This window comes from Flavobacterium sp. HJ-32-4, from assembly GCF_022532105.1.
Taxonomy (GTDB): domain Bacteria; phylum Bacteroidota; class Bacteroidia; order Flavobacteriales; family Flavobacteriaceae; genus Flavobacterium.
This window is the reverse complement of sequence record NZ_CP092832.1, coordinates 2,970,764-2,991,813: the sequence shown is the minus strand read 5'-3', so window position 1 is coordinate 2,991,813 and position 21,050 is coordinate 2,970,764. Positions and strand designations below refer to the sequence as shown.

Sequence of the window (21,050 nt, the reverse complement as noted above, 5' to 3'; positions counted from 1 at the left end):
TACATGCTCAACATCCGGAAATACGCGGCCATCGACATTGGCTCGAACGCTATGCGACTTTTGGTCGCCAACATCATTGAAGAGGAAGGAAAGGAAACCCAATTCTCGAAAAGCTCGCTGGTGCGGGTGCCGATTCGCCTCGGGCAGGACTCGTTCACGGTGGGCGAGATCAGTGACGAGACCATCGACCGGATGATCGATGCCATGAAAGCGTATAAACTGTTGATGAAGGTGCATAAAGTTGAGCGCTATATGGCCTGTGCGACCTCGGCCATGCGTGAGGCGTATAACGGGCAGGAAGTGGTAGACCGCATCCGGCGTGAGGCCGATATCGAGATCAAGATCATCGACGGCAAGACCGAAGCAGCCATCATCGCTTCCACCGACCTGCACCATTTGGTCAAGACCGACCAATCGTATCTGTATGTAGACGTGGGCGGTGGCAGCACCGAATTTTCGCTCTTTGCCAACGGCAGTATCGTGGCCTCGCGTTCGTTTAAGGTGGGCACCGTGCGATTGCTGCACAATATGGTGACGGATGTAGTATGGCAGGAAATCGAAAAGTGGATACGTGCGGCAGTTGTCGATCATGAACCGGTGACGATGATCGGGTCGGGCGGCAACATCAACAAGATCTTCAAGATGTCGGGCAAACTGCAAGACAAGCCTTTATCATATCTCTGGCTCAATGCGCAGTTCTCGCAATTGAACGCGATGACGTACGAGCAGCGGATCTATGAACTCGGACTCAACGCCGACCGGGCTGATGTGATCATACCGGCGCTTAAGGTGTACCTGAACGCGATGAAATGGAGTGGGGCGCGGCAGATTTATGTGCCGAAGATCGGACTTTCGGATGGTATCGTAAAGGCGATGTATTACGGTCGCATCTGATTGGATGTTGCCAGGCATGTAGGAATGGAGTATATGTTTAAATCTCAATAGCCGATGAACAAAGGACGTCTCGAAGCCTTCAGCGATGGGGTATTGGCCATCATCCTGACGATTATGGTACTCGAAATAAAAGTACCGGGTGATGCCACGTTGGAAAACCTACTCGGCCATTACCACGTGTTCCTGAGCTATATCCTCAGTTTTATTTATATCGGGATTTACTGGAACAACCACCACCACATGCTCCACAGTATGACCCGTGTCAATGGGGCCATCCTGTGGGCCAACCTACACTTATTGTTCTGGTTGTCATTGGTTCCCTTCTCGACCGCCTGGATGGGCGAGAAACACTTTGATGACTTCACGCTCATTTTTTACGGTTTCACGCTACTGATGTCGGGAGTCGCCTACTACATACTTGAAAAGACGATTATTGCCGACCAGGGGCCTAATTCCCTATTGAAGAAAGCGGTAGGTAATGATCTCAAAGGCACGGCGTCTGTTATCATCTACCTCACTGCCATCCTGATGGTTTACATTGGTATTCCGTTAGTGGCGGGATTACTCTATGTGAGTGTGGCGATTATGTGGCTGATTCCGGATAAACGGATTGAACGGATGTTGAGGGAGCGGGAGAAAGGGGAAAGGAATTAGGAGTTAGGAGTTAGGAGTTAGGCTGGGGTGCTAAGGTGCTCCTGCGCTCAGGGACTTCTTCAAAAAAAAAGGCCGGCAAAAACCGACCTTCCCTTTACGTTTACTTTATTATGCCGCTTTTCGAATCGCGGCTTTGAATGCCAGTGCATTACCTTGTATTTGTTCGGCTTTGTCGAGACCGTTAATGATTTTACGGGCGTTTTTCCAGTCTTCCGTCGTGGCGTTGAAATAGTCCGACAATTTCTTGGCGGTGAACCAACCTTCCGTCATTCCGAGGAACAGGATTTTGGTGGCGTTTTTGAGGTCCATCACGCCTGCCGCATTGTGCAGGAAGTTCTGTCCGAGTTTCTTACCTGCCTTATCGTAGTTTTCGTACCAGGTGAGTTGCACGAAACCGCGTCCGTAGAAGATTTCTGTGGTGTCGGTATACGGAATACGGTTTCCGGCTTTGTCTTTCGCCATTTTTACGCGGCTGCCATACGCATAGGTTTTTCCTTTACCCCATTCTTCGATCGGTTGCATGGTATGTCCGGTTTCATGGTAGGTCGTGGCCAGCATATACGCCAGCCAGCGGATGTCGGAAGTGGCGTGCTTGGCATCCCATTCATCGAGGATGGCCGACATACCGTCTACTTGTTTCTGGTTGAACTTCCCGGCAAACAGCGTGGGCTTAATACTGTCAAAGAAAAATTTACGATCAATCATGTGTGTTTGTTTTGGTTAGGGAATAGTTTACTATCGTTTCGTAAATATAACAAATATACCCTATCAAACACAGGAAGTTCTTTTTTCTTACAAAAATTACAGATTGCGGAGCAGCGCTTCCAACCGGTCGAAATTTTCCTCGTTCTTCGGCGTGCCGAACGGCCGGATTTTGGCGCAGGCTTCTTCGGTTTCGAAACACATTCTAAAGGTGATGGTCGACCTATCTACATCTATTTCCGTAAACAGGATCTCCATGTCGAATAACGGCTGTGATTGGCGGGTCCATGCTACCCGTGACGGGGCTTCCACCAGGGTAAACGTCGAGGCGTTTTCATAATGACCCTTGTCAGGTCCGTGCATGGTAAGCCGCCAGCGTCCGCCCGGACGGAGATCGAATTCATGTATCGTATTGGAAAAGCCTTCGGGGCCCCACCATCTTTGCAGCAATTCAGGATTCGAAAAGGCTTCGTATACCTTCGCGACGGGAAAGGGGAGAAGGCGGGAAGAGATAATTTCGGATGCAGGCATTGTTATACTTTTTGAATGGGAAAGATACTGAAATCACCGCCTTCAAACCGCGGTTTCCATGAACTGAATGTTAATATGCGCTATGTCTAATCTACGCTACCTTCAATAGCCCCCATATCGTATAACCGGTTGAGAAGGTCGCCTAGTAATAGACCGATATTCAGTAGACATCCCATGTTGGTTGGAGTTTCATCCAGATAGATGGCGAGGTCGAAGTGGCCTTCGGGCAGTTCGTCTTCCCAGACGCCCTTTTGACTACTGGTCTGGAGGTTTTTCAAATTTAGTCTCCGTATACCCTGTCGGATTTCTGTGGTCAGCAACTGTCGTATCTTGCGCTCATGGTTGGTTTTAATGACATAGTAAGCATCGAAGTCGGAGTCGCCAACCTGCAAGTCCTGGGCTCCGAAAAAAGTAGCGAGTGTTGACAAGACATCCTGTTTGTGTAGGTGGAAGCGAAATCCATCGCGCGACATGACCTCGGCACAAATGCGAGTCACCGTACTTTCATATGAAGCGCCTCCTGCAAGAGCGTGATGGGTGTAATGATCGAATCGAATCGTCCAACTTCTATACGGTAGCTCTACCCGGTCGGAACGGCCGTATGAACCCTCAATGTAGGTTCCGGTTATTTGTTTCGCAAAAGAGCGCCAGTTGAGTGTCATGCAAAAAGTGATTAGAAAGAGAGGTTCCTTTTTCTACACAATCGAAATCAACACCTTCTTGCCAAGTCCGATTTCGAGTAAACGATATAAAGTGGAAAGTTGTATGTCGGTATGACCATTCTCGATTCGGGAGATAAAACTCTTTTTCGTGCCGGTTTTGTCGGCAAGCTCCTGTTGCGTTAGGCGTGCGAGTCGTCGTTCCTCTTTAATAAGTTCGCCGATCGCGAACGCCTTGGCTTTTATTTCAAAGTTCATCCTGTCAACGGATCCGGGCTTACCATACTGCGCGTCTAGATGCGATTCAAACGTGGTGGTGCTGTTACGTTGCTTTTCCATCATATTTTTCTTTAAAGTAGGCTACCTTCAGTTTTTCGGCTTTATCAATTTCCGTTTTCGGTGTTTTTTGGGTTTTCTTTTGAAATCCATTGAACAGCACCACCAACCTGCCTTCGTCAAAACAACAGAAAACCCTGAATATAGAACCACTCCATTCAATTCTGATTTCAAAAAGGCCGTCTGTTCCGGTTAGGTGTTCAAGGAACTTGGATGGTACTCGTTCCAAAATTGAAATCATAAAGAGAACTTCATCGATTTTTCGTTGGACTTTTCTGTTTTGTGCATGGTAAAATGCATGAAAATGGCCTTGGTAGAAAATAATCTGCCGGACTTGCTTCATTGCAAAGTTAACTAATAGTGTAACAAAAAAGAAACTTCTCACCACTTTTTAACGAGTGAGGAAGGTATAAGGAAGTGGTGAAGATTATCCTCTCACACCTGCTTCGAAGGTAGGAAAGCGCGTTAGGATGACAGTACGGTTTTTCCGTACATTTTCAGAGTGCGAAAATAGGAAGTTAGGCTTGGGGGGTGAGGTTGAGAGTTGACAGTGTACAGTTACCGATACACGGTTAACAACTATTTGTTCACTGTTCATTGTACAACGTTCCTTGTTCATTCACCTAATCCCTCAAACCATCGGTTAACGAACGCCTTATTTTGGCTAAGGCTGCCAATCATAAAGAACTTGTTGTGCACCAGAGCCCGTGACGTCCGGATGGGCTCTTTGATGACACCTTCCCTTCCGATGTAATTCGAATGAAGGAAATAGCTTTCCCCATCTTTGACGATGTATCCTGTGTGGAAATCGAGTCCGATGATGAAAACAGATCGGTCCGGTTGTGATTTCAGGAAGGTTTCAAGTTGGTCGAAGCGGTTGAACGTTTTGATATTTGTACACAATTCCCGTATCATCTGGCCCGACACCACCTGTGCCAACCGGCTGCGCTCGATCCGGAACCCGAGGTCCGACAGGGTATTGGTTACGAAATAGCCACAGGCAATCTGCCCCTGTTGTGGCTGTCGGGACATCCCATAGAAATCCCACGGCGTGCCCTTCCAGTAACAATAAATGTCGTCGTTCACCAACTGAAAAAGATAGTCGGATTTTGCCTGGTAGGTGGCGTTTTTCCATTTGTGTACCGACTTCACGAATGTTTTGTACGGAGGTCGTTCGTCCGCACACGTCGTGGCGGTCGGTTCTGCCTGAGCCGTTGTGGCAGGGCGCTCCTGGCAGGCGAAGAGCGTGAGGCAGGCGAGGAGGAGGGAGAGGGGATATTTCAAGGAGGAAGTTTGAAGTTTTGAGTGTTGAGTTTTGAGTTTTGAGTTGGTTTTTACTCGCTAGACGTTTTGTCTGTTGGTTGACGGTTGATGGTTGACGGTTTACAGTTTACAGTGAACGGTTGCTAGCTTCATAGCCTCCAACGGAGTGAAATCCGTTTTGGTAATGTGGAGAGTAAGCGACGCCCAAAAGCGGAGACCGATGCTGTTCTAACGTTAAACTTTAACAATTAGTGCGGGTTTCCCGTAATGCCAGGTTTTCGGCTTTTCGTAAGGGCCGCATCCGCCCCTCCCCAAATGCAAAATACGTATTCCCGACGACACCATTTTACGGGAAAACCACGTATTTTGTTAAGGAGTGTCGGGTTTTAAGTTGGATTTGTACGGGATGGACGTTTGTCTGACGGTTGACAGTTGACAGTTGACAGTTGACGGTTGACGGTTGACGGTTTACCGTTTACGGTTTACAGTGAACGGTTGTTGGTTTCATAGTCTTCAACCAAGTTAAATCCCTTTTGATCAGTTGGAGATGTGATAGCATCTTTTTGATGAACGGACACAGCGCATGGCTATGCTGTTTTAACCTAATTATCAATTATCAATTATCAATTCATAATTGAACGTTAACCGCTCATTGTTCCCTGTTCCCTGTTCATCGTACATTGTTACTCCAACACCACCTTTTGCGACTGAACGCCACCTGCCGACATCACCCTCAACACGTACACTCCCTTAGAGAAGCCCTTCATATCAACGCTCGCAGATGTGCCGTTCAGCGTGCGATGCGTTAGTAGCCTGCCCTGCACATCAAATACTTCCAGAGACGAGAGTTCGGAAGGGGCTTCCAGGTGGAAAATGTCTTTGGATGGGTTGGGCCAAATGCGTAACGGCCTACGGTTTACATCCGTAATACCCAACGTTTGGAAGGTCGTGGTCGCGGTGTTGGTGATGACCGGGAAATTGTAATCAAAATAAATACCGGCGTTCTGCGCTACGGAATTGCCCGTTACCAGGGTGTTTTTGGTTTTGATTTTAAAGGTCACGTTGCCATGTTCACCCGCGCCCAACTGGATGTTTTCAAAGATAAACTCCACCTTGTCGTTGGCAATCCGCGGTGTCATCGTATGCGAGGCATACAATACCTGCAGGCTCGACATATCAAATTTCGTTAGGTCGATCACGTCCTTCACTACGATGTTCTGCGCCGCCGCCGTGCCGGTATTTTCAAAATTGATGTTGTAGTGCAGGTAGTCGCCTATTTTCGCCGGACTCACATAGTCGCCTTCCAGGCAGGTGATGTCATTCGGGTCAAACGAGCCGACCACGGTTTGGTTTAACGAAAACAGGTTGTCGTCGGCCGTCTCGTCAACGTCCTGCGGCGCGACGCTGGCGGAAAAAGGCAGTTGGTCATTCAAATTCACCGGATTGGGGTCGGTTGGGGCATTGACATGCATCGTCAACAATATACTACGGGTCTCAAACGGCATCAGGTTGTCATAACTCCAATGCAAGGTCCCGGCGCTTTGCAGACTCGGCGAAATGTTGGCCGACAGGAAGTCCATGCGCGTCTCGTCGAATGTGAACGCAATGCCATCGGTCAATGACATCACCTGATTGCCCTTGTTCCGGTAGGTGAGCAGGTACTTGGCTGAAAATCCGGGCATAGCCGGCGTGAGGGGAACGATGACGGTTTCAAGGTCATAATGGGTGCCGTTGGCGGTAATGCAGAAATCCTGCGTGTTGAGGGTGTTGGAAGGGATAAAAGGAAGGGTGACGGAAGGCGGAGATACCGTAAAAAAGTCGGGGTGTTCAACAGCCGCCGAAATACCATAATAACCCGGACTTCCGTAGAACGCATACGCTCCGTCGAATCCGGTGTAGGTCGAAAAAGGCGTGGTGAAATCGGTGATGTTCAACCGAACATTGGCCTGTACGGGGTCGGTCGCGTCACAGCCGTTGCCATCCGCATCGAAAGTAACGGTGCCGCCCAACGTGCCGAAACTGCCGCCGGGCGTGAAACTGCAATACGCGTTCACTTCGCAGCCCGTAATACCCGCATTGGCGAGGTTGGTGTTAAGGGCATAAAACTCGTCCGGATCGGCACAGATATACTGTAAGTTATCGTCTCCCACAAGCGTTACGGCACAGTAGGTGCCATTCTTAATAAAGATCGACTGCAACTGCGGGTTGAACGAGCATACCAAGTCGGTAATCCAATGCGTATTGCTGACATCGATGGTGGTCAGTTGGTTGAACGCGCAATTCAGGTAGGAGAGAGTGTAGGGCATATGCACATACGTCAACACGTTGCTCGAACAATCCACCCACTCAAGGGTTTCCATCGTGGTCAGGTCGAGTGTGGTGATCGCATTGTTATAACATTCCAGCCATTGTAGCGAGTGGAACTGCTGTATGCCTTCCAGACTGGTGATGGTCGAATTCACCACATAGAGTTTATACACCTGGTTGGCCTCCGATTGCTGTATCTCACCGTCCTGGTTGACGTCGATGGTCATATAGTTGCCATTGACGTTTTTGGCGATGCCATTCCCGGGAACGGCTGCCAGGAGTTTCGCCTTGAACGCGGGGTCGGGTATGTTGATGATTTGGCCGTGGCATGTCAGGGCAAAAAGCAGGAGGAGAGCGGCGAAATGTTTCATTTTGTTCGGCCTATTATTTTGTTGGGTATGTGCAGTCGGTTTTGCTGTTTTCCAACATGATGCCGGAGAAAAGAAACGAACAACAAGGTTAGCAAATATAGTTCATTTTCAATGCCTTGTTTGTTTGTTTTGTCAGAATTACGCTAGAGGGGTTTTGGGTTTTGAGTTGGGTTTGTACGGGCTGGACGTTTGGTCTTTTTGGGGAATTGATAATTGATAATTGACAATTGATAATTTGGGGATAACCGCTCATTGTTCATCGTACATCGTACATTGTTCATTATTTTCTACTTCCACTCCCATTTATCTACACCTACGTATTCCACTCCCAAATGCCCGGCGAGCGACTTCAGTCGTGCGGATACGGCCTCCCTATCTGCCATTTTGTATTTCGGGAGCAGAAAGGCTTGGCCCCCTTTTAATTGCAGGATGAACAACGTGGGGATTTCCGTCAGTTGTTCGATTTCTGACGTATGGACTTTACTCTCGCTGGTGGCCGTCTTCGTATACATAAAATCGTCGGTGATTTCAAGGGAGATTTCTTTCCCGACACGCGGCGCAAAATGCTCCTTTACATATGCCGTGTAATGACGGAGATAATGGCGACGCTCCCAAATAGGGTAGAGGAAAAACCAACCCACTGCCGCTGTCATGAAAACGGTGCCCATCACCAACACGCCCAGGACAGCTAACCAGAGACCGCCTGCAAGGTATATGAGTGATACACGTACCTTCGATCTGCTGCGTTTTGCTTGCATACGTTTCGAAACGGAAGCGACGTATAACTGATACGTAATAAAGTCGTTTTCTTCTAAAGTGTAATGAATGGTCATGGGAGGGAGGGTAGTGGTTTTGCGGTTGGAAGTTAGTAATTACAGTAAAATGCTGTATGATTTATTTTTCCAATGGCTGCGGATTGGGAATTCAGTCGAGGAAAAGGTACCGGCGAGACGCCCGCATCTTTGGGGGTAGTGTGTTGAGTTTTGGGTTGGCTTCGCACCCGCTTGATGTTTTGGTCGTTTGGTTGAACGGCAGGAGTGTGGGTTTTGCTTCTTGCTCCTTGCTACTCGCCCCTCGCTCCTAACTCCTTCTACTGCAAATCCAAATCAAAAGTCCTTCTCAACAAATCCAGATTCGGGTTGATTTCGTTCAGGCGGTTGTATTTGTCCTGGGCGGTGAAGGCCCGGCGGTTGTCCATCTTTTCGTTGACGATGACGTCGATGGTGATGTCGTGGTTGTGGAGTTTCCCCCGCAAATACCCCAATAATTCGAGTTTGCCGTCTTCGAACTCCCCGGCGGCACTGCCGTTCGGCAATTCGTGGATGATGCGCGCCCCGTCGAGTTTCGGGTCACTGATGAGCATCAGTGATTCCATAATCTTTTGGCCTTTGTCGCTCAGGCGTTGGGCATACTTGTTCCATTGCAGCATGAGGTCGGTCTCGTTGAACGGCTCGGTCGGTAACTGCTGGTCGGAACTCGGCCGCGCGGCCTGTTGTTTCTCCAACTCCTTCCGCGCTTTGAGTCCGGATAACGAGTAGGCCGAAATCCGCGCCTCACCCGTCGGCCCTGCGCCCATTTCCGGTTTTACTGGCGCTACCGGCCTTGCAGCATTCCCCGTCACCTCCGGAAGCTCCGTTTCAATAGAACCATCCACGTCAAGGGAAGTACTTTCTTCACTGTCTACTTCCGACTTCCGACTGCCCACTTCTTCTATCGTCGCCGGACCGTCCACTTCAAAATGGACTTCCACGTCAACTGAGGTATTTTCTTCACGGTCTACTGCCGACTGTACACTGCCCACTTCTTCCACCGTGGCTGGACCATCTACCTCAAAATGAACATTTACGTCAATTGAAGTAGCGACGTCACTGCCCACTTCTTCGCTGCCCACTGCCAACTGTCCACTGCCAACTCCTTCCAATGCCGGGCCATTCAATTCAAAATGAACATCTACGTCAAGGGAAACAGCTACGCCACTTTCGACTTCAGACTTTCGACTTTCGACTTCTTCTTTGCCAACTTCTCCCAGCCTTTCCGCCGGAATTATATACCCGTCAACTTTTTTTTTTCTCCGTCAAAAGTGACCGAGGCAAGTTGCATGAGGCAAAGTTCTACCAGCAGGCGCTGGTTTTGTGAGGTTTTGTATTTGAGATCGCAATCATTCGCGATATCGATGAAGGTCAGCCAGGTGCGTGCATCGGCTTTCTGGCATTGGGCCGCGTAAAGGCGTTGGGCCGCTTCACCCGCTTCGAGTAACGGCAGGGTAGAAGGTGTCTGGCACACCAACAGGTCGCGGAAATGCGAGGCGAGTCCGGCGATGAAATGGTGTCCGTCAAACCCGCGTGCCAGCACGTCGTTATAGGCGAGCAGCAGGTCAGGAATACGGTTGGCCAGGATAAGGTCGGTGACCCGCACATAGGTTTCGTAGTCGAGTACGTTGAGGTTCTCCGCTACCGCCTGTCGCGTTAAGTGGTTGCCGCAATACGATACCACCCGGTCAAAAATCGAGAGGGCATCGCGCATGGCACCGTCAGCCTTTTGGGCGATGATGTGCAGGGCATCGTCTTCGAAGGTCACGCCCTGGCTTTTCGCCACATCCGCCAGGTGTTCTTTGGCATCCTGCACGGTGATACGGCGGAAGTCGAAGATCTGGCAGCGCGACAAAATGGTCGGCAGGATTTTGTGTTTCTCGGTCGTCGCCAGGATGAAGATGGCATGTTTCGGCGGTTCCTCCAGTGTTTTGAGAAAGGCGTTGAAGGCGGCCGACGACAGCATGTGCACCTCGTCGATGATGTATACTTTATATTGTCCGGTCTGCGGCGGGATGCGTACCTGGTCGATCAGGTTCCGGATGTCGTCGACTGAGTTGTTCGACGCGGCATCGAGTTCGAATACATTGAAGGTGAAATCTTCGTTCGGATCGTCATACCCCGGTTGGTTGATCTTCCGGGCCAGAATCCGCGCACAGGTGGTTTTTCCGACGCCCCGTGGCCCCGTAAACAATAGGGCCGAACCCAAGTGGTTGGTTTCGATGGCGTTCAGTAGGGTGTTCGTAATAGCCTGTTGTCCGACCACGTCCTTGAAGGTCTGCGGGCGGTATTTCCGGGCTGATACGATGAACTGTTCCATTGAGGCACAAAGATAGTATTTTGGATATGGTTTTTGCGTGTGCTTTTATCTTTCACGCGATTTTTAGGACTTACACTTCCGTGACTGTCGACAACCTAATAATGGAGTTGTCAGGATACGCCATTTTTTCTACCACTTATGCCACCAAAGTAACCGAATTCAGACAAAGTACCCTTTTCTTTAGTTCGACGTCTGTAGCTGCCTTAATTTTACCACGCCATAGAGTCTGTTTAAATAATTATAAATCAGGTACATATATGGCATTTATGCCGTTTGATAGCGCATTTTTAAAAACGTTAATTACTAGTCGGTATGGACGATAAAGTATTTGTGATTACCACTAAAAGGGCTCGCTGGTTCGGCTTTTTACTGGTGCCTTTGCTGTTACTCTCAATTACGTCACACGCACAGGTGGGCATCGGAACCACCAATCCTGCCAGTACACTTGATATTGTTGGAAGTGCCTCTACGCCATCAATTATGGACGGATTGATTCCTCCGCGCGTGACAGGAAATCAATTAACGGCGAAAACTTACGCAAGCCAAAATGTAGGTGCTATGATATATGTTACCGCTGCGCCTACCACTACAACCACTCAAACCAGAGAAGTCAAAAGGCCGGGATTGTATTTTTTTAACGGCACCCGCTGGGTGGCTTTCCATGAAAATTATTACGGTAGTGTCACATACGGTGATATCGTTCCGATTACGGGCACGCAGTCGATTACAGGTATAACCGGCTGTGTGGTGTCCGCTACCAGAACGCAGCGTGGAGCGGACTTTGAAGTCAGTATAGTTCACAACCTTAATTTACAAGGCAGTCAGCGCGTTAATGTAAGCGCAGTATGCTATGGCACACAAAACGATGCAGATAATTCCCAGGCTATAAAGGAAATCGTGGTATACGATGTAACCCCGAATTCGTTTCGATTCATCTTGCAGGAATGGGCTTTTGCGGCACCGGTTCAGAACCTCACTTTCGTCTTTAAAATAACTAATTATTGAAGTCCATGCGGTTTTCTATTGGTTTTTTGTTGCTATTATTTGTCATTACAGGATATGGTCAGGTAGGGATTGGTACGGCTACTCCACTAACGACGCTTGAGGTGAACACTGTCGGTGCCGGTTATCTGGATGGCGTTATCCCACCCAGGCTCACAGGTAATCAACTGGCTGCCAAAACCTACACGGCCTCCCAAGCCGGAGCCTTAGTGTATGTTACGGCAGTGCCGACCACGACCAGCGCACAAACCGTGGAGGTAAACAGTGTATCCTATTACAGGTTCAATGGCGTCAAGTGGATTAAAGTGAACTCACGACGTACCTATTATGGTCGGGGGCTGTATGGTGATATTTTCGGGGGATCGCCTTCCGTTACCTACACAGCGCCTAGTGCGAATGTAGGAGGTGTGGTGGCGCAGGTCTCGAAACAGGTTTTAGCCAGCTACGTTATATACACGGTCACACACAACCTGAATTTGACAAGTAACCAGTTTATCAGCCTGAGCCTGTATAGCAATGTAAACTCTAACATGGCGCAATACAACAGCGATAACGATTTTTTGCACTTGGTTCCCTATAATATTACGCCTAACTCTTTTTCTTTTATTTCGCGAGATTCGGCAGGTTCCCCACAAAACGTAACCATAGTATTTGAAATAAGTACCTATTAAGATGAAGTATCTTGTTTGTTTTCTATTCAGCACACTTTTTGCCACAGCCCAAACCGGAATTAACACAAGTACGCCACAGGCTACACTTGACGTCGTGGGTAGCCCTGCCGTAAGTACGTCTTTAGATGGCATTATGGTTCCCCGAAAGACGCTAACGGAACTTAATGCACTTACCTATACGAGCGCCCAAACCGGTGCTATGGTGTATGTCACAACGATTATAAGTACAACGACGAGTCAGACAGCCGCTATAAAGATACCCGGCTATTATTGTTTCGATGGTACAAGCTGGCAGCCGTTTAACCCCACCTATATAATGAGTGTAGTGGTAGGGGATATCCGACCGTTGTCTGTAATAACACCTTTGACCGTTGACGGATTCGCGGTTTCGGCAACGTTAAGCAGCCCCTCTCCCAAATGGAATGATGTTTTGGTGACGCACAACCTTGGACTTTCCGCTTCCCAGTTTATCAATGTAGAGCTGCAAAGTAATTCTACCGCCTCCAACGACTTTACGCAGGCGGGTTTGGATAACAATTTGTGGGGGCCTGTCGTTATCCATAATGTTACGGCTAATTCATTCAGCGTTTTTTTAGAGGAGGACGCTGCTGACAGTACGCAGAACCTGAGGCTCAACATTGAGATTACACCCTATTGATGCCTGCGTCTGAGACGCGTCGTGGTAGTTGACGATGGCTGCCAGGAATGTTCTCTTTTTTTTTCCGACCTGCGGTTTCTTCGTTATCCAGAAGTTTAACTAACGCCCGTTCGGTAGGTGCCAGGCGTCCGGTATGCGCCGTTGGCCGGTATTTCCCGATGGATCCGCTTTCGAATGACGCGATTACCGTAGGGTGTACGTAGTATTTCCGGCAAACGGTACGCGTATTTCCTAACTTTCGGGCGACCTGCTCGAGCACGGTGGCTACTTTCCGCTTGCAATCGGCTTCAGAAGCGGGAGGCTCGCATTCGAGGAAGGCTTCCAGAGCCCGCACGGTACCGGCCCAAAGACGGAAGTCCTTGGCGGTGAAGTCCTCGCCCGTCACTTGTTTCAAATAGTTGTTCACGTCAGCCGACCCGATTGAGTGGTGTCGGCCTTCGTGGTCGTAATATTGGAACAGTTCGTGTCCGGGAATTTCGCGGCACTTTACCACCAGTCGCATCAGCCGCGGGTCGTCGAGTGCAATCTCGTGCTTTACGCCTTTTTTGCCGTTGAAGGCGAAGGTCATGTCGGAGCCGTCGGTGCGCACGTGGCGGTCGTGAAGGGTGGTCAGTCCGAACGAGCCATACAACCGTTTATAGGCTTTGTTGCCAATGCGGATGTGGGTGGTTTCCATGAGTTTCACTACAAGTGCCACTACTTTCTCATAAGGCATGCCGTGTCGCTTCAGGTCGCGTTCGACCTGGTCGCGCAGGGCAGGCAGGCAGGAGGCAAACTGGCTGATCCGAAAAAACTTCGATTCGTTGCGGACGGCGTTCCAGTCGGAATGGTAGCGGTATTGTTTGCGGCCGCGCAAATCGATACCCGTCGCCTGCAGGTGGCCGTTCTCAAAGGGCGAGATCCAAACGTCCCGCCAGGCTGGAGGGAGTACCAGTCGCCGGATGCGTTCGAGGGTGGCGGTATCGCGTATCCGGCGGCCGTCGTGGTCGACATAATGAAAGGCACCGGGCGTTCCCTTGCGAAAGATGCCCTGGTCACCACAACCGGCGTAGCGGAGTCCGACCGTACGCGCTGTCAGCACCCCATCGCGTCCGATTTTCAGAAGTTGGGATGGCCGACGGTTCATGCACCCTCTTGTTGCGGACGGTTCTCCCGTCCCCGGATGGTGAGTTCATGCAGCACGCGTGAGGCACTTTTTTCGCCCATCGAAAGGTCACCGGCGACAAAAACGCCGAGTTCACCTTCGCTCGACTTAATCCCATATACGGTAGCTTCGTCGCCGGGGTCGCTTTCGCCCTCGTAGCGGTAGATATGTACGATTTCAAATCCGTCGGGGTTGTTTTTGATGCGTTCCTCTTCGAGGTTGAAATCGGTAGTGAAACCTTTGTCGTTCAGTTCTTTCAATGCCGTCGAAACCGTGGCATAATGATACATTTGTGAGTCCATGGGTATGTAAATTTGATAGTGAAAAATTACGGATAGGCGTGGGGGAAGGGGTTATAGAATTTTGGGAAAGAATTGTAAAGGGGTAGTTGAGTTGAGGGTTGATAGTTCATAGTTCATGGTTCATGGTTGATGGTTGATGGGTGATGGGTGAGGAGTTGTGGTAGTCGGAGTCGGAGTCTCAGTCTCAGTCTCAGTCTCAGTCGCAGTCAAAGTCTGAGTCTCAGTTGGAGCAGTCAACCAGTTCGGTCTCGTCAGATTTTCTAATTAATTCATTCTATAATCCGGACTCCTTACATGGTCTTCAACCCATTATCTAATTTTCTAATCATCTCATTATCTAATTCGCTACTCCTATTGTTAATCGGTCACTGTTCATTTCCTCTCAAACTCCTATCTTTGCGCCGCAGGCCGCCTTATCGCCAGCTTCGGCTGGAGGAAAGTCCGGACACCAAAGGGCAGCATAGCGGGTAACGCCCGTCGGCCCCGGCAACGGGGCAAGGACAAGTGCAACAGAAAGGATGTACAGTTCGGCTGTAGTGAAATCAGGTAAACTCTATGCGGTGAAACTCCAAGTATACCGGCGCTAAGGGCGGCCCGTCCGAGCCGGAGGGTAGGAGGATGGAGCGTTCGGGTAACCGCTCGCCTAGATAAATGATAAGGGCCCGAAAGGGTACAGAATCCGGCTTACAGGCCTGCTTTTTTTTTTTGAGTTAGGGGATAGGAGATGGGAGTTGGTTGTTGGTTATTGGTGGTTGGTGATTAGACATGGGTTCCAGCGACCCTATCTAGTACCTGCCTCAACTTCTCAGTTACTCAGTTGCTCCATTACTCAGTTCCTCTTCTTCCTCGAATTCGAAGAACGAAAACACGGTACTCCCATACTTCCGACTGAAGGAAAAATGGTCGAGGTGTTCAAGCGAGGTTTGTTTGGAATGTTCGAGGATGAACATCCCTTCCGCCGACAGCAGTCCGTTTTCAAAAATGAGGCGGTGGATTTTCTCAAAGTCGTCCTGCGCGAGGTCGTAAAACGGATCGGCAAAGATCACATCGTATTCCAGTCGGCTTTTTTCAAGGAATTTAAACGCGTCGCCCTGCACCACCTCAATCGGCACATCCAGTTCGGAAGCCGTTTGCCGGATGAAACGCGCACAGCCAGCGTTTTGGTCCACTGCTGTGATGATTTCGGCACCCCTTGAGGCAAATTCATAGCTGACGCCCCCGGTGCCCGCAAACAGGTCGAGTACACGCAAGCCGGGGAAATCGTAATAATTATTAAGGATATTGAACAGGGTCTCCCGGTTCATATCGGTCGTCGGCCGCACCGGAAGGTTTTTCGGCACAGTCAGCCGTCGCCCGCGGTATTTTCCGGAAATGATCCTCATGCCTGGAATACGATAAAGTGACGACGGGCCGCTGCAGCGTCCACGCCGGTCAGATCAGACAGGGGCGAAGTGTCGAGCAATGATACATTCCGTACATAGCGGTAGGCGATGGAAAACAGGGGAGAGGCATCGGTCACATCGCCCAATAAACGTAGCTGGAATTCTTCGGGGTTCAGCGACAACTGCTCGGCTGCGAACAGAAGGTAGTACAGAAAGTCTTCGGGAGAGACAAAGTCGAAGACGTTGTAAAACAGCAACTGTCCGTTCTGTGCCACGACAATTTCGACCAAGGCCTCTGAAAAGTGTGCGAATACCTGCCGGCTGTAGTCATTACGCGACAAATCCAACAACCGCGGCACGAGCACACTGGCCGAATGGCGGTAGTCGAACGACTCAAATTGATCGAGCAGGTAGTTGTTAATATGCGCGTAGGGGATGTAGACATTCACCATGCCCTGTGGCTGCAATAGGTCATGGGCGAAGGTATCGGTCGCGAACACCCGGGTGCCGTATTGCAGGTACCCCGCGGCCGCTTCTTCGTCGAACAGCGGTTCGGGCACGAAGGTATTCAACGGATTATCATGCAGTACGACCACTTCGTCATACGGGCGTACCAACTCCGGATGGCGCACAAACGCGTCCCAATAATGGCCTTCGGTTTTCTCAGGCGATCCAATAGCCGCTGAGGCAGGAAAATCGACACGCTCGAAGGCCGTCACCCGGCGCGAAAGGGTATCGGTCACCGCAAACGAAAAACCGTCGTTGCCTACACGAAGCGCGAGTTTCCGGTACGTCTTGGTGGTGATGTCAGACATGGGGCAAAGGTAGTAAAGTCGCAGTCACAGTCACCGTCGCAGTTACAGTTTTTAGTTGCAGCGTCCGATTCTATGGACGTTTCCCACGCGCCAACTCCCGATCTTCCGAACTTCATTTCGTCCCGTCTTTCGGACTTCCGGACTTCTGGACCTTTCTACTTCCCATCTTCCGATCTTCCCAACTCCCCAACTACTTTTAACAAAATATGCGGTTTTCCCACACCTCCATGTCCGCGGGAACCTCTACCTTGGGATTGGGGAGGGGCGGCTGCATCCCTTAACGAAAACCGCGGAACTGACCGTACGGAAAAACCACACATTTTGTTAAAAAATGGATCGCTCAGACCACAGCGGAAGAAACGTTGAACATCAGCGGTAGCCTGGCGGAAGGCGTTAAACTTTCCGTCTTCCCGACTTCCTGACTTTCGGACTTCCCATCTTCCCAACTCCCCAACTTCTTTACTTCCCAACCCCGACTTCCGATCTTCAAAATTAAACCCCACCTTTGCACCATGCTATCCCGTGATTTTTACCGGCTGCTACGACAGACGTTCCCCTTTGAACCGACGGTGAAACAAGACCTGTTTTTCCAGATGATGGCGGAGTTCGCTACGTCCGACCGCGAGGAGATTTTCGTACTGAAAGGCTACGCCGGAACAGGTAAAACGACACTGGTGTCGGCCCTTGTGGAAGCACTGCCCCACATCCGGCGACGGTTTGTGCTACTGGCCCCTACGGGTCGTGCGGCTAAGGTCATCGCGAATTACTCGGGCCAACCGGCGCAGACCATTCACCGAAAAATCTATTACCCGAAGAAGGGCGCGAGTGGGGGCGTACGGTTTACCCTGATGCCGAACACGCATGTCAATACCATTTTCTTCGTCGACGAGGCATCGATGATCTCCGACGCTGGGACCGAAAACAGCGGTTCCCTGCTCGACGACCTGGTCGAATATGTTTACACAGGTGACGGTTGCAAGCTCTTGTTATTGGGCGATACGGCCCAGTTGCCCCCGGTGGGGATGGAGGTGTCACCGGCACTCGATATCCGTTCGTTACAGCGGAGTTATGGAATGGACGTAAAGCACATCGAACTCGATGAGGTGATGCGGCAGGCTCAAGACTCGGGGATTCTGTACAACGCGACGGAATTCCGCGAACAACTGGAAGCCGAATTCTATGAGGAATTACGTTTCCAACTCTCCGGTTTTAAGGACGTCATCCGGCTGACCGATGGCTACGACATACAGGATGCCATCACGCAGGCCTACGGGCAATACAGTATCGAAGACACGGCTTTCATCGTCCGGTCAAACAAGCGCGCAAACCAATACAACCAGCAAATCCGGATGCGCATTCTCGACAAGGAAAGCGAACTGTCGACGGGTGACTACCTCATGGTCGTCAAAAACAACTACTTCTGGCTTCCGGCCGAATCTCAGGCGGGCTTCATCGCGAATGGCGACATCATAGAGGTGTTGGAGATTTTTCGCATACAGGAACTCTACGGCTTCACCTTCGCGAAGGTCAAGGTGCGGATGATCGATTATCCCGACCAACTGCCACTCGAAACCATCCTGTTACTCGATACAACCCGCAGCGAGTCGCCGGCCCTGACCTACGATGAGTCGAACCGCCTGTATCAGGCCGTGTTGGAAGATTACGAAGACGAACGCGCACAGTACCGCAAGCTCCAGAAAGTAAAGCAAAACCCCTATTTCAACGCGTTGCAGGTTAAGTTCTCGTATGCGATCACGTGCCACAAAGCCCAGGGTGGCCAGTGGGACACGGTATTCATCGAACAGCCCTACCTGCCTGAAGGACCCAACGCCGATTACCTGCGGTGGCTCTACACGGCCGTCACACGCGCCCAGCGCAGGTTGTATCTGATTGGGTTTGGGGAGGAGTTTTTTGGAGGTGGTTGAGGGTTTAGAGTTCAGGGTTCAGGGTTGAGGGTTCACGCTCGAAACTTATTCATTAGAGGAGGGGCGGAATCTTACTCCGCCCAGCGACGCATTGCGGACTTGTGAAAATTCCTGTAGGCTCGTATCTTGCACGTTATTTCTACTTTGTGCTTAACGGCTTACCGTTTGCTTTTTGACTCTCAACCGTAAACCGTAAACCGTGAACTATGAACTATGAACCCTGAACTCCTAACCATATGAAAACCATCGCTGTCATCCCCGCCCGTTACGCCTCCACCCGCTTTCCGGCCAAGCTCATGCAGGATTTGGGAGGGAAGACGGTCATCCGTCGCACCTACGAAGCCGCGGCAGCCACGGGTCTTTTTGACGAAGTGTTCGTGGTGACCGATTCGCGTTTGATCTTCGACGAGATTGTCTCGCATGGCGGAAAGGCGGTCATGAGCCGGAAGGAACACGAGTCGGGGAGTGACCGCATTGCCGAAGCCGTAGCCGATATGGAGGTCGATGTGGTCGTGAACGTGCAGGGAGACGAACCTTTTATCGACGCTGCGCCGTTGGCTGCTTTGATTGACATATTCCGGAACGATGAGGCCAAAACGGTCGACGTGGGTTCCCTGATGTTGAAGATTACCGACGCCGAGGATATCCATAACCCCAACAATGTGAAGGTGGTCACCGACCAGAACGGGTTTGCCCTTTATTTCTCGCGTTCCGTAATTCCGTTCCTGCGCGATCCCGGTGCTACGGCCGAGTATTACCGTCATATTGGGGTATATGCCTTTCGCAAACAGGCGTTGATGGATTTTGCCCAATTACCCATGAAAGGACTCGAAGCTGCCGAAAAGCTCGAACAATTGCGTTACCTCGAATTTGGCCGCCGTATCCGAATGGTGGAAACAACCCATGTAGGTATTGGTATCGATACACCCGAAGACCTCGAGCGGGCCCGGCAGATGCTTTAAAACGTACCGGACGTCTCTTTCCGTACCACAAATAATTCATTGTGCTGCTCCAGACGGGGCAGGCTTTTGACAGTAAACCCTTCTCCCCATTGAGGGGCATAGGCGCGGTTCCGGTCGTTGTCAACAGATGTCAATATCATCGTATTGAACATAATGAAACCATTTGACTTTGTGATACTTCCAATCCGTTGTATGAAGAAATGCTCGAAGAGAAAATTAGGCATGTCTGTATCGCGGAAAATATCGATGATAATGCAGTCGTAAAGCAGTTTGGTCTTCAGTACATACTCAAAGGCATCATCGCAAACCAGTTCGAGCGTCGGAATCCGTCCGAGGTCAAAATACCTTTCGGCGAGTTGCAGCACTTCCTGGTCGATTTCGACTCCCGTGATACGTCCCGTGAAACCCACCTCTTCCGTCAGGGTATGGATGACGCTACCGCCGGCTACCCCAAGCACCAGGATGTGCTCCATTTTGCGGATGGTGTCGAAACCGATGTCTTCGAGTCCGAGTCGTAACACCCGTTGCAGGCTACCATAGGAATAATTGGTGTTTTGGGAATCGAGTACGAGCTGGCCATTGGCCCACGTAATCTCCAACGACCCGCTGATTGCCGAAGCCTGACGGTGAATGGTGAGAGGGAAGAAGTGGCTTAGGAGGCGTTTCCAGCGAGACATAGGCGGCAAAAGTACATCAATAATCCTACATTTGCGCAAACCGCTACAGATGAAACGCGCTTTCTACAAATTGATTTTTTGCCGGCTGATGGGCTGGCGTATAACCGGTGACATCGATCCAGCCGTGCGGAAATGCGTCATGATCGTCGCACCCCACACCAGTTGGCACGATTTCTACATCGGGCTATTCGCCCGCGGGATCATTGGTCTTGAGATGCATTATGTCGCGAAGAAAGAACTGTTTCGATTTCCGTTCGGGTTCTATTTCCGCTGGATGGGTGGGGCGCCGCTCGATCGAAGCGGAAACCGCAACTCAGTTGATGCGATTGCTGCGATTTTCCGCGAGCGCGACGTGTTCCGCCTGGCCATCGCGCCGGAAGGCACGCGAAAGAAAGTAAATGAATGGAAGACGGGGTTTTACTATATCGCCCAGGCCGCAGGCGTTCCGATACTGCCGATTGCGTTTGACTATCGAAAAAAGGAAGTGCGGTTGTTTTCGTATGTGACACTTACAGATGACATAAAGGCGGATATGACACGTTTGCAGTCGCTCTACGCAGGGGTGAGAGGCAAGCTTCCCGATGCCGGATTTCCGCTTATTTAAGCGCGATCGGCACCTCGTCGTGAGCATTAGTTAAAGTTGTCTAAATCTTTTGAAAAGAAGGA

The 21,050-nt window shown here is 50.4% G+C and carries 23 protein-coding genes and 1 other RNA gene; 9 read left to right on the top strand and 15 right to left on the bottom strand.

Translation table 11 applies throughout. From position 1 onward, the window contains the following. Positions 1-3: 3 nt before the first annotated feature. Both MKO97_RS12825 and MKO97_RS12820 read left to right on the top strand, forming a co-directional pair. Positions 4-894 (top strand): Ppx/GppA phosphatase family protein, encoded by an 891-nt coding sequence (locus MKO97_RS12825; RefSeq protein ID WP_241103609.1) that lies wholly within the window; start codon positions 4-6, stop codon positions 892-894. Positions 895-948: 54 nt separating this feature from the next. Next, positions 949-1,548, top strand: a complete 600-nt coding sequence (locus MKO97_RS12820) for a TMEM175 family protein (RefSeq protein ID WP_241103608.1) — start codon at positions 949-951, stop codon at positions 1,546-1,548. Between the two features lie 108 nt (positions 1,549-1,656). Here the strand turns inward: MKO97_RS12820 and MKO97_RS12815 are convergent, their stop codons facing one another. The 10 genes from MKO97_RS12815 to dnaX form a co-directional block, all read right to left on the bottom strand. Then, positions 1,657-2,253 carry a glycoside hydrolase family 19 protein gene (locus MKO97_RS12815; RefSeq protein ID WP_241103607.1) on the bottom strand — a complete coding sequence of 199 codons (597 nt, stop codon included), beginning with the start codon at positions 2,251-2,253 and terminating at the stop codon, positions 1,657-1,659. Positions 2,254-2,349: 96 nt separating this feature from the next. Next, on the bottom strand, positions 2,350-2,781 hold the full coding sequence (locus tag MKO97_RS12810; protein ID WP_241103606.1) for an SRPBCC domain-containing protein: 432 nt from the start codon (positions 2,779-2,781) through the stop codon (positions 2,350-2,352). An 86-nt stretch (positions 2,782-2,867) separates the two neighbouring features. Further along, a complete protein-coding gene (locus tag MKO97_RS12805; RefSeq protein WP_241103605.1) occupies positions 2,868-3,443 on the bottom strand; it encodes a hypothetical protein in 576 nt (191 codons plus the stop codon). Positions 3,444-3,476: 33 nt separating this feature from the next. Beyond that, complete coding sequence (locus MKO97_RS12800; protein ID WP_241103604.1) at positions 3,477-3,779, bottom strand: helix-turn-helix domain-containing protein; 303 nt, start codon at positions 3,777-3,779, stop codon at positions 3,477-3,479. Next, entirely contained in the window at positions 3,763-4,119 is a 357-nt protein-coding gene (locus tag MKO97_RS12795; RefSeq protein ID WP_241103603.1) for a type II toxin-antitoxin system RelE/ParE family toxin, read from the bottom strand. The genes MKO97_RS12800 and MKO97_RS12795 overlap by 17 nt, the downstream gene beginning before the upstream one ends. 272 nt (positions 4,120-4,391) lie before the next feature. Beyond that, complete coding sequence (locus tag MKO97_RS12790; RefSeq protein ID WP_241103602.1) at positions 4,392-5,060, bottom strand: hypothetical protein; 669 nt, start codon at positions 5,058-5,060, stop codon at positions 4,392-4,394. Between the two features lie 662 nt (positions 5,061-5,722). After that, on the bottom strand, positions 5,723-7,717 hold the full coding sequence (locus MKO97_RS12785) for a T9SS type A sorting domain-containing protein (RefSeq protein ID WP_241103601.1): 1,995 nt from the start codon (positions 7,715-7,717) through the stop codon (positions 5,723-5,725). A 287-nt stretch (positions 7,718-8,004) separates the two neighbouring features. Next, positions 8,005-8,550 (bottom strand): YcxB family protein, encoded by a 546-nt coding sequence (locus MKO97_RS12780; RefSeq protein WP_241103600.1) that lies wholly within the window; start codon positions 8,548-8,550, stop codon positions 8,005-8,007. Between the two features lie 257 nt (positions 8,551-8,807). Beyond that, positions 8,808-9,638 (bottom strand): hypothetical protein, encoded by an 831-nt coding sequence (locus MKO97_RS12775; RefSeq protein WP_241103599.1) that lies wholly within the window; start codon positions 9,636-9,638, stop codon positions 8,808-8,810. Positions 9,639-9,760: 122 nt separating this feature from the next. Then, a complete protein-coding gene (dnaX, locus tag MKO97_RS12770; protein WP_241103598.1) occupies positions 9,761-10,846 on the bottom strand; it encodes a DNA polymerase III subunit gamma/tau in 1,086 nt (361 codons plus the stop codon). A gap of 312 nt (positions 10,847-11,158) precedes the next feature. Between dnaX and MKO97_RS12765 the strand changes: the two genes are divergently transcribed. From MKO97_RS12765 to MKO97_RS12755, 3 genes are read left to right on the top strand one after another with little or no spacing between them, the layout of a single operon-like run. Beyond that, entirely contained in the window at positions 11,159-11,851 is a 693-nt protein-coding gene (locus tag MKO97_RS12765; RefSeq protein WP_241103597.1) for a hypothetical protein, read from the top strand. Between the two features lie 5 nt (positions 11,852-11,856). Beyond that, positions 11,857-12,519, top strand: a complete 663-nt coding sequence (locus MKO97_RS12760; protein WP_241103596.1) for a hypothetical protein — start codon at positions 11,857-11,859, stop codon at positions 12,517-12,519. 1 nt (position 12,520) lies between these two features. Continuing rightward, the gene (locus MKO97_RS12755) at positions 12,521-13,177 is read left to right on the top strand and encodes a hypothetical protein (protein ID WP_241103595.1); all 657 of its coding nucleotides are present in this window, start codon (positions 12,521-12,523) and stop codon (positions 13,175-13,177) included. On the opposite strand, the gene MKO97_RS12750 is transcribed toward MKO97_RS12755, so the two are convergent. Together MKO97_RS12750 and MKO97_RS12745 are read right to left on the bottom strand one after the other, a co-directional pair. Beyond that, positions 13,164-14,303, bottom strand: coding sequence for a DNA topoisomerase IB (locus tag MKO97_RS12750; protein WP_241103594.1), 1,140 nt, complete (start codon positions 14,301-14,303; stop codon positions 13,164-13,166). The genes MKO97_RS12755 and MKO97_RS12750 overlap by 14 nt on opposite strands. Further along, a complete protein-coding gene (locus MKO97_RS12745) occupies positions 14,300-14,623 on the bottom strand; it encodes a hypothetical protein (RefSeq protein ID WP_241103593.1) in 324 nt (107 codons plus the stop codon). Before MKO97_RS12745 ends, MKO97_RS12750 begins: the two co-directional genes overlap by 4 nt. Before the next feature lie 400 nt (positions 14,624-15,023). Between MKO97_RS12745 and rnpB the strand changes: the two genes are divergently transcribed. Further along, an RNA gene (gene rnpB, locus MKO97_RS12740) (RNase P RNA component class A) lies at positions 15,024-15,326 on the top strand. 106 nt (positions 15,327-15,432) lie between these two features. On the opposite strand, the gene MKO97_RS12735 is transcribed toward rnpB, so the two are convergent. Together MKO97_RS12735 and MKO97_RS12730 are read right to left on the bottom strand one after the other, a co-directional pair. Continuing rightward, entirely contained in the window at positions 15,433-16,005 is a 573-nt protein-coding gene (locus MKO97_RS12735) for an RsmD family RNA methyltransferase (protein ID WP_241103592.1), read from the bottom strand. Then, entirely contained in the window at positions 16,002-16,820 is an 819-nt protein-coding gene (locus MKO97_RS12730; protein ID WP_241103591.1) for a DUF3822 family protein, read from the bottom strand. The genes MKO97_RS12735 and MKO97_RS12730 overlap by 4 nt, the downstream gene beginning before the upstream one ends. Positions 16,821-17,332: 512 nt before the next feature. Between MKO97_RS12730 and MKO97_RS12725 the strand changes: the two genes are divergently transcribed. Both MKO97_RS12725 and kdsB read left to right on the top strand, forming a co-directional pair. After that, the gene (locus MKO97_RS12725) at positions 17,333-18,745 is read left to right on the top strand and encodes an ATP-dependent RecD-like DNA helicase (protein ID WP_241103590.1); all 1,413 of its coding nucleotides are present in this window, start codon (positions 17,333-17,335) and stop codon (positions 18,743-18,745) included. A gap of 236 nt (positions 18,746-18,981) precedes the next feature. Next, on the top strand, positions 18,982-19,707 hold the full coding sequence (gene kdsB / locus MKO97_RS12720; RefSeq protein ID WP_241103589.1) for a 3-deoxy-manno-octulosonate cytidylyltransferase: 726 nt from the start codon (positions 18,982-18,984) through the stop codon (positions 19,705-19,707). Here the strand turns inward: kdsB and MKO97_RS12715 are convergent. Next, positions 19,704-20,384, bottom strand: coding sequence for a spermidine synthase (locus MKO97_RS12715; RefSeq protein ID WP_241103588.1), 681 nt, complete (start codon positions 20,382-20,384; stop codon positions 19,704-19,706). The two genes, kdsB and MKO97_RS12715, sit on opposite strands and share 4 nt — an antisense overlap. Before the next feature lie 49 nt (positions 20,385-20,433). Here MKO97_RS12715 and MKO97_RS12710 point away from each other — a divergent pair, with 49 nt between their 5' ends. Next, entirely contained in the window at positions 20,434-20,988 is a 555-nt protein-coding gene (locus MKO97_RS12710) for a 1-acyl-sn-glycerol-3-phosphate acyltransferase (RefSeq protein ID WP_241103587.1), read from the top strand. Positions 20,989-21,050 lie beyond the last annotated feature (62 nt).

What these genes read in the sequence shown, in the direction of transcription:
- MKO97_RS12730 (WP_241103591.1), bottom strand. Translation starts at nt 16,820, where the DNA reads ATGTCTGACATCACCACCAAGACGTACCGGAAACTCGCGCTTCGTGTA.
- MKO97_RS12810 (WP_241103606.1), bottom strand. Translation starts at nt 2,781, where the DNA reads ATGCCTGCATCCGAAATTATCTCTTCCCGCCTTCTCCCCTTTCCCGTC.
- MKO97_RS12745 (WP_241103593.1), bottom strand. Translation starts at nt 14,623, where the DNA reads ATGGACTCACAAATGTATCATTATGCCACGGTTTCGACGGCATTGAAA.
- MKO97_RS12820 (WP_241103608.1), top strand. Translation starts at nt 949, where the DNA reads ATGAACAAAGGACGTCTCGAAGCCTTCAGCGATGGGGTATTGGCCATC.
- MKO97_RS12710 (WP_241103587.1), top strand. Translation starts at nt 20,434, where the DNA reads ATGAAACGCGCTTTCTACAAATTGATTTTTTGCCGGCTGATGGGCTGG.
- dnaX (WP_241103598.1), bottom strand. Translation starts at nt 10,846, where the DNA reads ATGGAACAGTTCATCGTATCAGCCCGGAAATACCGCCCGCAGACCTTC.
- MKO97_RS12715 (WP_241103588.1), bottom strand. Translation starts at nt 20,384, where the DNA reads ATGTCTCGCTGGAAACGCCTCCTAAGCCACTTCTTCCCTCTCACCATT.
- MKO97_RS12755 (WP_241103595.1), top strand. Translation starts at nt 12,521, where the DNA reads ATGAAGTATCTTGTTTGTTTTCTATTCAGCACACTTTTTGCCACAGCC.
- MKO97_RS12805 (WP_241103605.1), bottom strand. Translation starts at nt 3,443, where the DNA reads ATGACACTCAACTGGCGCTCTTTTGCGAAACAAATAACCGGAACCTAC.
- MKO97_RS12780 (WP_241103600.1), bottom strand. Translation starts at nt 8,550, where the DNA reads ATGACCATTCATTACACTTTAGAAGAAAACGACTTTATTACGTATCAG.
- MKO97_RS12760 (WP_241103596.1), top strand. Translation starts at nt 11,857, where the DNA reads ATGCGGTTTTCTATTGGTTTTTTGTTGCTATTATTTGTCATTACAGGA.
- kdsB (WP_241103589.1), top strand. Translation starts at nt 18,982, where the DNA reads ATGAAAACCATCGCTGTCATCCCCGCCCGTTACGCCTCCACCCGCTTT.
- MKO97_RS12765 (WP_241103597.1), top strand. Translation starts at nt 11,159, where the DNA reads ATGGACGATAAAGTATTTGTGATTACCACTAAAAGGGCTCGCTGGTTC.
- MKO97_RS12785 (WP_241103601.1), bottom strand. Translation starts at nt 7,717, where the DNA reads ATGAAACATTTCGCCGCTCTCCTCCTGCTTTTTGCCCTGACATGCCAC.
- MKO97_RS12825 (WP_241103609.1), top strand. Translation starts at nt 4, where the DNA reads ATGCTCAACATCCGGAAATACGCGGCCATCGACATTGGCTCGAACGCT.
- MKO97_RS12800 (WP_241103604.1), bottom strand. Translation starts at nt 3,779, where the DNA reads ATGGAAAAGCAACGTAACAGCACCACCACGTTTGAATCGCATCTAGAC.
- MKO97_RS12795 (WP_241103603.1), bottom strand. Translation starts at nt 4,119, where the DNA reads ATGAAGCAAGTCCGGCAGATTATTTTCTACCAAGGCCATTTTCATGCA.
- MKO97_RS12750 (WP_241103594.1), bottom strand. Translation starts at nt 14,303, where the DNA reads ATGAACCGTCGGCCATCCCAACTTCTGAAAATCGGACGCGATGGGGTG.
- MKO97_RS12815 (WP_241103607.1), bottom strand. Translation starts at nt 2,253, where the DNA reads ATGATTGATCGTAAATTTTTCTTTGACAGTATTAAGCCCACGCTGTTT.
- MKO97_RS12735 (WP_241103592.1), bottom strand. Translation starts at nt 16,005, where the DNA reads ATGAGGATCATTTCCGGAAAATACCGCGGGCGACGGCTGACTGTGCCG.
- MKO97_RS12725 (WP_241103590.1), top strand. Translation starts at nt 17,333, where the DNA reads ATGCTATCCCGTGATTTTTACCGGCTGCTACGACAGACGTTCCCCTTT.